This is a genomic window from Nodularia sp. LEGE 04288, assembly GCF_963896525.1.
Lineage (GTDB): Bacteria > Cyanobacteriota > Cyanobacteriia > Cyanobacteriales > Nostocaceae > Nodularia.
In genome coordinates this window covers 22,352-34,963 of record NZ_CAWQOY010000107.1, presented here as the reverse complement: position 1 = coordinate 34,963, position 12,612 = coordinate 22,352, and the positions used below count along the sequence as shown (strand labels likewise).

Annotated in this window: 12 protein-coding genes; 6 read left to right on the top strand and 6 right to left on the bottom strand. The window is 42.1% G+C overall.

Annotated elements, in window-relative coordinates; translation table 11 throughout:
* Positions 1-153: 153 nt before the first annotated feature.
* The 3 genes from AACX33_RS11980 to AACX33_RS11970 all read left to right on the top strand — a co-directional run bounded on the left by AACX33_RS11980 (position 154) and on the right by AACX33_RS11970 (position 2,906).
* Positions 154-672, top strand: coding sequence for a hypothetical protein (locus AACX33_RS11980; protein ID WP_227789047.1), 519 nt, complete (start codon positions 154-156; stop codon positions 670-672).
* 668 nt (positions 673-1,340) lie between these two features.
* Positions 1,341-2,282, top strand: coding sequence for a ParM/StbA family protein (locus tag AACX33_RS11975; RefSeq protein ID WP_194003920.1), 942 nt, complete (start codon positions 1,341-1,343; stop codon positions 2,280-2,282).
* Between the two features lie 327 nt (positions 2,283-2,609).
* A complete protein-coding gene (locus AACX33_RS11970) occupies positions 2,610-2,906 on the top strand; it encodes a hypothetical protein (protein ID WP_107807083.1) in 297 nt (98 codons plus the stop codon).
* A 211-nt stretch (positions 2,907-3,117) separates the two neighbouring features.
* Here the strand turns inward: AACX33_RS11970 and AACX33_RS11965 are convergent, their stop codons facing one another.
* Genes AACX33_RS11965 through AACX33_RS11950 form a run of 4 tightly spaced genes read right to left on the bottom strand, consistent with a single transcriptional unit; the run spans position 3,118 to position 6,303 of the window.
* Positions 3,118-3,783, bottom strand: coding sequence for a hypothetical protein (locus tag AACX33_RS11965; RefSeq protein WP_227789046.1), 666 nt, complete (start codon positions 3,781-3,783; stop codon positions 3,118-3,120).
* 2 nt (positions 3,784-3,785) lie between these two features.
* On the bottom strand, positions 3,786-4,253 hold the full coding sequence (locus AACX33_RS11960) for a hypothetical protein (protein ID WP_227789045.1): 468 nt from the start codon (positions 4,251-4,253) through the stop codon (positions 3,786-3,788).
* Positions 4,254-4,256: 3 nt separating this feature from the next.
* Complete coding sequence (locus tag AACX33_RS11955) at positions 4,257-5,306, bottom strand: tyrosine-type recombinase/integrase (RefSeq protein WP_227789044.1); 1,050 nt, start codon at positions 5,304-5,306, stop codon at positions 4,257-4,259.
* A 22-nt stretch (positions 5,307-5,328) separates the two neighbouring features.
* Positions 5,329-6,303 carry a hypothetical protein gene (locus AACX33_RS11950; RefSeq protein WP_227789043.1) on the bottom strand — a complete coding sequence of 325 codons (975 nt, stop codon included), beginning with the start codon at positions 6,301-6,303 and terminating at the stop codon, positions 5,329-5,331.
* An 893-nt stretch (positions 6,304-7,196) separates the two neighbouring features.
* Here AACX33_RS11950 and AACX33_RS11945 point away from each other — a divergent pair.
* From AACX33_RS11945 to AACX33_RS11935, 3 genes are read left to right on the top strand one after another with little or no spacing between them, the layout of a single operon-like run.
* Positions 7,197-7,718 (top strand): AAA family ATPase, encoded by a 522-nt coding sequence (locus AACX33_RS11945; protein ID WP_227789042.1) that lies wholly within the window; start codon positions 7,197-7,199, stop codon positions 7,716-7,718.
* A complete protein-coding gene (locus AACX33_RS11940) occupies positions 7,719-8,285 on the top strand; it encodes a hypothetical protein (RefSeq protein WP_227789041.1) in 567 nt (188 codons plus the stop codon).
* Positions 8,275-10,047, top strand: a complete 1,773-nt coding sequence (locus AACX33_RS11935; protein ID WP_227789040.1) for a vWA domain-containing protein — start codon at positions 8,275-8,277, stop codon at positions 10,045-10,047. The genes AACX33_RS11940 and AACX33_RS11935 overlap by 11 nt, the downstream gene beginning before the upstream one ends.
* A 435-nt stretch (positions 10,048-10,482) precedes the next feature.
* On the opposite strand, the gene AACX33_RS11930 is transcribed toward AACX33_RS11935, so the two are convergent.
* The gene (locus tag AACX33_RS11930) at positions 10,483-11,199 is read right to left on the bottom strand and encodes an SGNH/GDSL hydrolase family protein (protein WP_227789039.1); all 717 of its coding nucleotides are present in this window, start codon (positions 11,197-11,199) and stop codon (positions 10,483-10,485) included.
* A gap of 59 nt (positions 11,200-11,258) precedes the next feature.
* On the bottom strand, positions 11,259-12,380 hold the full coding sequence (locus AACX33_RS11925) for a Gfo/Idh/MocA family protein (RefSeq protein WP_227789038.1): 1,122 nt from the start codon (positions 12,378-12,380) through the stop codon (positions 11,259-11,261).
* Positions 12,381-12,612: the final 232 nt, after the last annotated feature.

Here is a 12,612-nt window from a genome sequence, read left to right as displayed (position 1 = left end):
GATGGTCATCTCTGTTTTAATAGAATAATCCAGATGAAAGTTTAATGCCCTGAGTGTGATTCCTTTTGGTGGGCTGCGCGATAGCGAAGCGCTGCTGCAAAGCAGATCGCCTAGCTCAATAATTATGGAGAAAATATCAACAATTTACGAATAATGCAAAAGCTGACATTTTTACCATCTTTAATAACGGCACTAACAGCGCTCACACTTACCAGTTGTAGCATCGTTACTGCTGAAGAGTATGAAGCTACAGCGCTTACCAGTTATACCTGGCAAGTGAAATATGCCAATAACTTAACCAATGCACCACAGCCACGGATTGAAACCTTTGCAAATGCTTCAGTGTTAAATCAGAATGGATTAAAACCATCAGCAGCAGCAGTTGTTGGTCCAGATGACCGGGGTTTGTGGTGGCCAACTGTGCCACAAAAACCAAGTGTGGATGAAGTAGAACAACGCAAAAAACCTCAAGAAGAGGCGGGTCAACCTGAATTATTGAAAGATGTCAAATATCAACTGACCTATAAAGATGGTGAGCAACAAAGAACACTACCCACCAACTATGAAGTTTACCGACAGGTGGTGAAAGCATACCCTTCTCGAACACCTTTGGAATTGACTTTGGGCGTGAATGATAATTCAGTTGAAAAGGCTGAAACTATAGCCAGATAAAGCCTCGGCAATTTTTGAACTTGTGGCTGGGCGACAGAATATTTGAGATATTTCTTGTTGAACAGTTGAAATCGTAGGCGAACCATAAGCGATTTATGTGTTATCCCGCATTTCTTACACTACAGAGTTGCAATTACCCAGAATCTTTACCCAGTAGATATTTCGGAGATTTTTGACAGGTTATTTTTCGATGAAGTCTGAAGAACCGGAATCTAGATTTTACAAGGGTTTGAGAATTGTATTGACAAATTCGGGTTATGTGGCGATCGCTCACGCCTCATATTTCTAATATCCAACTCCAATAATTGCATTAATTAAATAGTGTGTAAATATTCATAGAACTCCTATAAATTACTAACTAAAATTAATTTGGGACACAAGCAGGTACTATATAGGGGTTAAATATACCCCAAAAAGAGATTAGAAACTGGTAAATATCTCCTTTGACCCCTATATATTACCTACATACACCCTATACAGGAGTCTTTTAGGGTATATATTGCTAAAATAAATTAATTTGGGGTATATATAGGTGTTACTTAGGGGATAAATATACCCTAACACGAAAATTGAAAATAATTGAAAATTTAGCCCCCATATAGGGTATATATAGGTGATGCTTAGGGTCTTTTTGTACCCCACTGCTTTTTGTACCCCACTTAACCCCCATGCCCAACATTCACGCCTTGCAAAAAATTTTTCCAGCAGGATTCGATAACGGTTACGGCAGCCTGAAACTTTTCGTCGATGGATTTGAAGTCGTTCGCATCCCCAGCTATATTTCCACCGCAGAGATGGAAGATGTTCCAGGAAGAATAATCTTAGACGGTGCTGCTTACACAGTAGGAGAATCTGCGTTTCGTACAGGTTATCATTTTGATCGCAACACTGACCACAACGAAAACAAAATTAAAAATGCACTGTTGATGTTACTCGGTGGATTAGCACATCTGCCACATCGTAAAGCGTGGCATTTAAAATTAGTCGTCAGCTTACATGACATCGGACTAGCAGAAAATTTAAAACAAGAACTCAACGGAGAATATCAACCAATCCTGTCCGGGAAAAAATCAGATGTCACTATAGAAATTCTCAAAGTTGTCCCAGAAGGAATGGGTGCATTGTTTGGGCATCCGCTTCCCTCCAAGCTCACCGTCCTAGATTTTGGTAATGGCACCACACTTTATTCTCGTTACAACCAAGGAAAGCGAGAAGTTCACACCCCCTACCCCGCAGGTGTAGAAGTTCTCATCGAAGACATTGCCGAAAAAATGAAACGTCTCAACGGCGGGAAAATCGGGAACGCCTCCCAGATTAGATTTTGTTTGGAAGGAGGACATACCAGATACAGTCGTGACATAGACATCAAAGAGATATATAGCAATTGTCTGAAAGATTGGTATGAAAAATTCTTAAAAAAACCCGTAGGTCTGACACTAGATGCCAAACACCAGGGAGATGAAATTTGGGCAATAGGTGGAGGCTGCTTGTTACCGGGATTGAAGAAGCTATTGGAGAAGAACGGGTTCAAAATTATGGACAATCCCGTAGAAGCTAATGCTTGTGGATTGCTAGAGATGGCAAAAGTCATGATGAACAAAAATCTGTAGCCCTTTTTTGAATTCAAAATGCAAAATGCAAAATTCAAAATGAAGAATGGAAATAATTTTATAAAGCCCTGACGGGCATGGCTGCGCTTACCGCGGTAGCGTGCCGGAGGCTCTACTAATTAATTCCGAGTACAGGCTCCCACTGAACAAAACCCACGGGACGCACTCGCGTTCAATCAGTGGTGGGTACAAGCCCTGACTGACTGATTGTCTTTAATTTTGAATTGATAATTTTGAATTTTGAATTGATTTGACCTCCCCTGGCTTGAGCTATGGGGTAACGATGCACGAATTTTGAATCAACAAATTTGAATGGGAGCGAAGCCAATGACCCCGGAAAAAGTTCGGATTAAAGATAGCTACCGAGAACGTATATTTGCCGAATCACAGCAACTAGATAAAAGTTACCTAGAGACGCTTTACTTTATAATTGATTGCTATTTTGCTTTCAAAAAGGGTGTATTCCCCACACAACAAGTAGTTACACAAGTTACACATACCCCAGCTTTCAACCCGATAGCTACAAATCCCAGCCCACAAGACCAGCCCTCTGCAACTCCATCACCACCAGAAAATCCCAAAGATTCTGATGGCGAAACATTCACCCTGGATTTTGATTTGTAACCTTTGTTGAATTCAAAATTCAAAATTCAAAATTCAAAATGAAAAAGAAATAAAATTTTGGAATTGATTAATTCTGGGTAGAAGCCCCGCCATAACCCTACGGGAATTCAAAATGCAAGATGAAGAAGAAATAATTTTGAATTGTTTTGCTCCCACTAATTCTCTTCAATTTTGAATTAATAATTTTGAATTTTGAATTGTTTTGGCTCAACTAGCGATTAATGATCCAGATATTTTGGCTGTGATAAAAATCGCCACGTTGCTCCAAGACAAACCCACCCAGCAACAATCCCAGCCACACCTCCACCATTGGCATCCGTAACATCCGTTGGAGTTTAGTTAAAGAAATTTCACCTTGAACTTGTGTCAAATGATTAGCGATCGCACTCTGCCATTTTTGCACATCTTCATCACTAGCCAAATTATGAACATCCTCTAAACTCGTCACCTCTTCCAGCATCGCCAACACTTGCGCCTTCTCCACAGGTGCTACCATTGAATCACCTGATTCATCTGTAGGGGAAAAGTGATGCGGCCCATGTGGTTGAAAAGTCTGTAGTACTGGAGTTTCAATCAAATCATCCAAATCCAACTGCATCGTCGTTCGCACTAATCCCGCAAAAATATCGGTACTGATAACGGGTCCATCTGGACTATTGCGATCGCGTACATCCTGTAACAGTGACTCAGCACGAACTTTGAGAATATCTGCAATTTGAGTAAAAGCCAGTGCTGCGTTTGATAACTGTGCTTCTACAGGTAAATCATGCAATTCTGCATCCAAACAATCCCAAACTGGAGCAAGTGAAGATGTCGGCGGAGCCTCTGACATTTCATCCAAGATATCCCAGATTGTTAACTGACGATATTTGGTCATTTCTATGATTCAGGATGTAACGGACAGGGACGCACTGGGCAATGGTTGGGGCTAACCTCAAACATATCCTTATATTGATAGAGTGAGACATTATATTGTTGAGCAAATGCCTGTAACACTTGGTCAGTATAGGCGCGAACCTTACCCGCCGTTAACCCAAAACAGTGAATTGGTTCTAGCCGACAAATGGGTTTTTGTCCCAACCACAGTTCTGCACCCAAGGCGTGTAATGGCTTATCTCCCGGTTCCTTATATAGATATAGCACCGCAAAATATGTTGCAGGTGGCGCAACTGTAATCTCATCAATTTTTGCTGAATTATCCTCAGTTCGGCGGCGATAGAAGGAACGGCGATTGTGACAAACTTTTGGATTCCAACATCCATCCCCTTCTGTACCATGTAATACCTTAGCTTTCACGGTTGGTAACTTAGCGCATAACTGACATTTAGGGTCTAGCGGTTTTGGCATCGTTTACTCTACTTCCGTTTCTTCGCCAATTGCCCGATAATAAGCAGAAATCGCCGCTTCTTGTTCACTACGGAGTGTATACCGTCGAAATGCTCTCTCGCTTTGATGTCCCGTCAGCTTCCGAGCATGGGTAGGATCAATACCCAAAAGTAATAAATCAGTCGCATAGGTATGACGAAAAGAGTGAGGATGCAAACCTTCAACTTCAGCCATTTCCCCTATTTTTTCGATAGCAAAGTAAATGCCGTGATAACTCAAGCGCTGTCCTTGATATGAAGCATGATGTGAAATCATTAATGGGCTGAGGCTATTTAATTGTTCACCGAGTTCTTGGCGCGATCGCAAATACTCCGTTACAGCTTCTCGGCTTTGTTTTCGCAACGGTACTAAGCGTGGTTCATTAGTTTTCGTATCGGGTAAAAACAGCACCTTCCCATCAAAAGACCCAACATTTAACAGTACAACTTCCCCAGCCCGGAGTCCATGACTGAGAATGTGAACCATCGCTGTATCCCGTTGCTTGGTTTCTCCCAGAAACTCCAACGCTGACCATACCCGTTGCATTTCTTCTGGCGTTAAACTTTGAGCAGGTGGAAGGGGGATTTTTTCTAGTTTTATCCCTAGTGTGGGATTGGTAGCAATAATCTCAGGATAGATATAACACATCCACTTAAAAAAGCTTTTGAGAGCCGCAATTCCCGTATTCATGCTGCTTTTAGCCAGAGGTTTACCAGTATCAGTACGCACATCATCTCGCAGGTACTCTTTATACTGCCCAAAATGACGTGGACGCATCTCATGATAGTGCAGTTCTGTCCAAGCCAAAAACCGCTTCAGTTCTCGTTCGTAAAGCTTACGGCTGTTAGGCGCAAGGTTATTGCTGCGTAAAAACTCCTGTACCTTCACAAAACGAATATCAGTAGGCGCTGTTATCCTTTTTGATTGGCTACTCAATTTTGTGGAAGTATGAGCAGATGCGGCATTGTCATTTTCTAGTGGAATGAGTCTTATCGGTGGTAACGAATCTTTTTCTAAACTATCAGGCGATGGCATTTATTGACTTCCAAATTAAAAATTACACACCAGCTTCAGTAAATGCTTGATTCAAAGCATCAATCAAATCCAAGTGTTCTGACCATTCTGCCAGGTACATATAATCCAAACTTTCTGCTTGCAACTTCAATATCCCCAAGACATCGCGCCACTGTTTTTCCGATTGACTCCCCCTACCCCAGCGTAACTTCTGTAAAATTGTATCTTCTGGGGAAGCCACCCAAAACGCAGGTATCCCTTCTAAATCGATGAGCCTTCGACGTGCCATCTGAGACACTGCAAACGGCGAAACATCAGTGATATATAAGTCTGCATTCGCAATAGTTTCGGTATGAGTGATATTCAGCATTCGTTCACTGCCTTGCTTTAAACCCTCAACCGCACCTGCTGGGCAATAGTATCCCGCACCTTCAAGTGTCGCCACCAACAAATCGATTTGGTCAGATTGGACTGAAATTACCAAATCTAAACCACGAGTGGAACGAGGTTCACCGTGCAGCGAAGATGCAACACCACCACTTACATAGTAAGGAATATTAGTGGACTCAAAAATTTGATGTAATTCTCCAGCCAATGAAATAGAATCCTGAATCCACATATTTTCATCATTACCTTGGGGGTGAAAATCAAGAGAATATTTTTCTGCTAAGACAGCACGGGTAAAAACACGACGAATTTCCTCCACAGACGCGCCACGGTGTCGGGATTTAATTCCTACGAGGCAAAGTTTCTTGACTCCACGCTCATGAACAACGAACATTTCTAAGCGTTGTTTGAGCGAAAGTTGTCGCAGGCGAGTAAACAGATATTTATCTGCCTCAATGTTCGTATCACTGGCCTGTGGCTGGTAATTCAGTTTTGAAGCAGAGTCTAGGGAGCTTTTAGTCGGGAGCAAGGGGGATAATTCCGATGGAGATTCAACCCCACCTGTTGCCCTAACTTCCGCCTGCGTCTTCGTTGAACCTCTTCCCCTAATTAAATCGGCGTTTGCGGACATACGACCTCTAACCTGCGAATCAACCCTATGGTCTCATGAAAATCATACAGTAAAAAGAGTGCGAAACACAAAATAAGGAACTCTTATTTATCTTCTATACGATAAAAAATCCGATTAATACCCCCTACCCCCAGACGCTCGACTTTCGGTCAAGTTATTGTCGTTTCGCGGACAAGATGAAAATTGTCGCAGACTAATTGAAAATGAGCTGGTGTAACCCTTATTCTTTCGTAGTACACGGCGATGGCGCAAGCGATCAGCTACGCTGGGCGCTACTTACAGAATTATTGCTCCAAAGCCTTATACTGGAATGAGTTGCGCCCTTTTATTCCCATTTTGCGGAAATTTTCAATTAGTCCGCGATTTTGGTAGGAATTTTTCATCTACTCCGCGACAAATTTTCACTTTGTCTGCGACAAAATGAGCTAGAAACCCTATAACTACGTTGAAAATTTTTCAATTAGTCCGCGAACCGACAGCAGGTCACAACATCTAGATGAGCGAGGCAAAATGGGTTCTATAAAAAACCCCAATATGTATTATTTTGTATTTATTATGTTACACTAGGTTTAGTAGTGTCTGTTATGCCTGATATTTCTCTCGACCGACGTGTGCCTTTTGTAAACGCGATCTTTCATTACTGTTGTCCTGTTATTGTCTCAGCTTGAATTTGGGGTGAACAGCTATTGCAATTATGTATTACTCAAGGGGATTCCAGTTACTCAGCCGTAAATACTGCTCAAAAAGGTGATCGATAACACAGATTTTAACTTGTAATCTGTAAGTCAACATTTCGATTTAAATTTGGGAATTATAGAAGTAGACGATGGATAAGTATAATCAAGCGAATTTTGAAATAATCCCAACGTTGGGACAGTTTTTGTGAGTTAATAATGAACCCAGCTATTACAGTCACCCAAAAACAACTCTCAGAAATTCTTCTCAATGTGGCGGTAGTGCGACCCGTGTTTATTTGGGGAGCGCCAGGAATTGGAAAATCATCTTTGGTAGAAGAATTTGCGGCTGAGGTGGGAATACCTTGCGTTTCACTGCTAGGTAGTCAACTAGCACCAGAAGACTTAATTGGAGTACCGCAGATTATCGATGGAAAAAGTCGCTTCTGCCCACCCAGAATGATTGCACGGGATGAACCCTATTGTTTGTTTTTGGATGAACTCAACGCTTGTTCTCACGAAGTTCAGAAGGCATTCTACAGCCTGATTCATGAGCGCAGAATTGGTGAATATCATCTTCCCGAAGCTTCGATTGTCATTGGTGCGGGTAATCGCGCTCAAGATAGTGCGATCGTTAAGCCCATGTCTTCACCTTTGCTCAACCGCATGGTTCATGTCCATTTGAAGGTTTCCCATCGCGACTGGTTGGATTGGGCAAAAAATCATGATATTCATCCCTAGGTGATTGAATACATTCAAACTCGCCCAGATCATCTGTGGAGTCAACCTCCTAAACATGAAGAACCATTTTCGACTCCCCGCTCTTGGCATATGTTGAGTGATACTCTGCATGAATATGGCGAGCGCCTCACAGACCACTGGCTAGAAGTTCTCGCTATGGGGTGTCTTTCTCCCCATCATGCTACTCAGTTTAAAGGCTTTATTAAACAAATTAAAAGTAAGTACCAATTAACAGCTATTCTCAAAGGCGAAATTGGCTGGCCACACCGGACAGAAGACAGGGATGTTCTCTATTTTCTGGCTCAATCTTTCCGCGCTCAACTCATCAAAGAATTACCCCAAGAACGTCTTGCAATGACAGGTAGCCACAAAGATTTAGCTCATCGCGCCAAAGGACTACTCAAGGATTTAGCGGCTATCAGCTTTGAAATTGCCCAAATGGTTGTTTCTGATAGCGATAGCGTGGCGTTAGCCATACCGGAAAAGGGAGATGCTTTACCTAGTTGGTTGATGGTAGAAATAGTCAGAGACTTGCCACGTTTGGTGAAGAAAGAAAATGGCACGTAAAAAGAATCAAACAGATATTGCGACATTACAATTTGGGCAAGGATGTGACATCCTTAGACAGCATCCCATTTTTGCACCGCTACTCTGCCACGCTAACATTAATCGTCAGTCGGGAAACCAGTGTTCACCACAGGGTTGGGCTGTAGTCACTAGTAATGGTGTTATTCACGTACATCCAACGCGACGGGGTTCTCCAGAAGAATGGGTTTATGTACTGGCTCATTGTCTATTGCATCTGGGCTTCGGTCATTTCCAGAAACGCAAATATCCGCGGGAATGGAACGCTGCTTGTAATTACTTTCTTGCTAAGTTTCTTGCTGATTTGAAGTTAGGATCTATCCCAGAAGAATATCTTTTTTCTGTCAATATTTCTAACCGGAATGAAGAAAGTTTATATCAGGAATTTTGCGAACGCGGTATTCCTGGATATGATTTTGTTGATCTGATTATCGAACCTATTAAAAGTAACTATTTTGGTCGGGGCTTGGACTGGCAAAATCTCTTTGGAGAAGGGTTAACGAGAGCCGTTACTAGTGCGGTAAATGTCGCCGCCGGACGAGAGCCGATTTTGGGGATGCAGAACAAAAATGATACTCCTGCACAAAGAGCTAAGGCTTGGTTTATCAACAGTTATCCTCTGTTGGGAGCTTTAGCAACTAATTTTGAAATTATTGAAGATCCATTAATATGTCAGCGTCTTTCTATTTCTATAGCAGCAATTGATGTTGCAAACAAACAAATTTTTGTCAATCCCGCCGCCGGATTAAGTAATGAAGAATGCCGATTTGTGATGGCTCATGAATTGTTACACGCCGGACTCAGACATGATACTCGCTGTCAAGGAAGAGACCCTTATTTGTGGAATGTTGCTTGTGATTATGTGATTAATTCTTGGCTGTTAGAAATGGGGGTAGGCGAATTACCTCACATTGGGGTGTTACACGACCCTGATTTGAAGAATTTATCAGCCGAGTCAATTTATGACCAAATAGTTAAAGATTTGCGCCTCTATCGCAAACTATCTACTTTGCGGGGTATCGGACAATGTGACATTTTGGAACCAGGAATATCAGATTGGTGGACTTATGGTGATGGTGTGGGATTGGATGAATTTTATCGCCGTTGTCTAAGTCAGGGACTTGCATATCACTATGAACAAAATCGGGGTTTTCTCCCGGCGGGTTTAATTGAAGAGATTCGCGCTTTGAGTTATCCGCCGATTCCTTGGGATGTGGAATTGGCTAAGTGGTTTGATAATTACTTTTCTCCTTTAATTAAAGTCAGGTCTTATGCTCGTCTGAGTCGCCGTCAATCTGCGACTCCCGATATTCCCCGTCCTCGTTATGTACCGGATAGCAACAATGAAGAAGGTCGCACATTTGGGGTAGTTTTAGATACTTCTGGTTCAATGGAGCGTGAGTTATTGGGAAAGGCGTTAGGAGCTATCTCTAGTTATAGTATTTCCCATGATGTTTCTTTTGTGCGGGTCGTTTTTTGTGATGCTTTTGCTTATGACCAAGGTTATCTCGCACCAGAATCGCTGGCAGATAGAGTTCAAGTCAAGGGTAGAGGCGGTACTGTTTTACAGCCAGGAATTGATTTATTGGAAAGAGCCGACGATTTCCCAAAAAATGGGCCATTACTAATTATTACTGATGGATATTGCGAGCGCATACACATTCGGCGAGAACACGCTTTTTTAATTCCTGTAGGTCGGCATTTACCCTTTATTCCTAAAGGTCAGGTTTTCAGAATCAAGTAAGCTGTTCATTATCAGTAGAAGGTGAAAGATACTCAAATCATGGTTTGGGTTGATACATTGGAGTTTTGGTTCGGAAATTTCAATTTATGTGCGAATTGACTATTTGGCTTAAATGCTTGCCCTACAATCAATTTCACTTTATGCGCGAATCTCTTCGCCCCAAACCCCTATAACTTCGTTGTCCAAATTTCATCTTATGTGCAAACCCACACTAATTGAAAAATTAGGAACGCAAGAATAAGGTTTTTGGCTGATGTTGTCGCAGACAAGTTGAAAAATTAAAGAAGCTGGAGATTCGATTCAATCGACTTTTTCATCTGTATTTGGAAGTCAATCACAATAAGTAGTAAAGGTTTGCTTTTGAACGTAAAGTTACGCTAAGTCAACGCAAAATACTTTCATGCCTGCCTTTTTAACGACAAGATGTATTCTTCTTTAATTTCCGAACACAAAAGGAAGAAAAGCCCGTCGGACTTGTGATGCACCCTCCAGACTTGGCTCAATTACAGATGTGAACCAAGATGGATCGCCCTTGAGAAAGTGAGCGTGAATATCTACGAATTGCCCATAGCGGCTAGCAATTGCTTGAATTGTACTGTTCATCCTCTGGAGATTCTTGCGGGCGATCGCCGGATCAACACCCAAAAAGTTGCGCCTGTCATCTCCGAAGGTGGGGTCGTACACATTGCCCAGCAGAACAGGGCGGATTGCCAACTGTTGCACAAATGTGGCAAGAGCATTGGCAAAGGTGGCAATCCCTACACCTGTATCCTGAATTAATCCCCGTAGCAGATCGTTACCACCAATGGTGATTAGTGCAATTGCCCTTCCTTCGACCCGCAATCCCTGAGCCTGAGAAGGCAAACTTTCCACGGTTGCTCCATCACGAGCGCGATGTTCGAGGCGTGCAGGACCGCGTGATACTAGGTCTTGACCCTGAAATTCGGGAAACAGGCGATCATCGTTCTGGATAAGGAGTTGACCTGGATGAATGCCAAACTCGTTATATCGTCCGCAATCTAAAATCGAATCACCAAAAGTATACAGCGTCACCATTGCTTGTTCCTGTTGATTGCAGCCCCAGATCATCAAGACACCAGCCCCTCCAATCTCTTGAATAAACTGTCGTCGCGTAGGTCGAAACTGAGTCATCACATTCTCCTATTTGTTCGACTTACCATTAGAGAGGGCAATGATCAACTCAGGCTGCTTTAAGAATTGCCCGAAGGTGCAGCAGCATGAATTAGCTCTGGCTTCTCTTCGTTGGAAGGATGTTCAATAGTTTGATCTGATGTGGGACGTTGGCTGCGTTCTTTAGTATGCACTTGTACAGGTTGACCTATTTCAATGGATTGATACAGCGCCTGAATAATGCGAACATCGTTCAATCCTTCTGTTCCAGATGGCTCTGGGTCTTGATCTTGGAGAATGCAATCTGAGAAATATGTGAATTCAACCGCTATCTGATCATGGCTCTCAAAAGTACGCTCTTGGGTTTCACCATCAATAGTGAGGTAGTGCTTCAGTTCTCCATGCCATGTATAAGCGGATTCTACTCGTAAATCGCCTTTAGTTCCTACAATTTGATAATTAGAAACTTTTGCGGCTCCAAAGCTACAAGTAAATGTTGCTAGCCGTTCATTGGGAAAGCGTAAGATAACGCTAGCCATTTCTTCTACTTCGTTGAAGCGTTGTTCTCCTTTGCTAGCAGCTACAGCAAATACTTCAGTTGGTTCATCTTGAAATAGATAGCGTGCAGCATTAATGCAGTAAATACCGATATCATAGATTGTTCCACCACCTGTAACATCTCGTAAGCGAATATTACCTTCTTCTACTTGTTGAGTAAAAACAGAATTGAAAACACGCGGTTCACCAATTTGCTGCGATCGCACAATTTCTACAGCCTGCAAGTTTGCTGGTTCGAGGTGTAATCGATAAGCAATCATCAGTTTGACACCGTTATCCTGAGCAGCCTTAATCATGGACTCACACTCAAGTTCTGTTACAGCCATAGGCTTTTCACACAGCACATGAATGGACTGATTAGCTGCTCGTACAGTGTAATCACAATGTAGGTGATTGGGTAATGCAATATAAACAGCATCAATCTCACCGCTGGTTAGACAGTCTTCATATTCCTCATAAGAATAAGTATGCTGAATACCATATTTTTTGCTAAATTCCTCAAGTTTTGTTGGGTCATCGGAAACTAAAGCAACTAATTCAGAGTTATCGGTATTAGCAAATGCAGGCAAGGCGGCTTCTTGAGCAAACCAACCTAAACCAACAACTGCGTAGCGAATTTTATTTTTTTCATTTGTAGCTGTCATTTTGAGTCCTCTTGGTGAAAAACTTATTTTCAATAAATGACTCTTTTAAAGTGATCAATTTTTTTAAGTATTCCATCCTGCTGATGACAGAGAGTCTAATCATGCTTAGGAAGTATGCAGTTAAATAGAAAACTATATTTGAGCATGGCGATATCTAGATTGATATCGCCATCGTCAGTAAACCAAACCTCACTGAATAACTTCTATATTACCTAAGAAGTATTTTCATCTC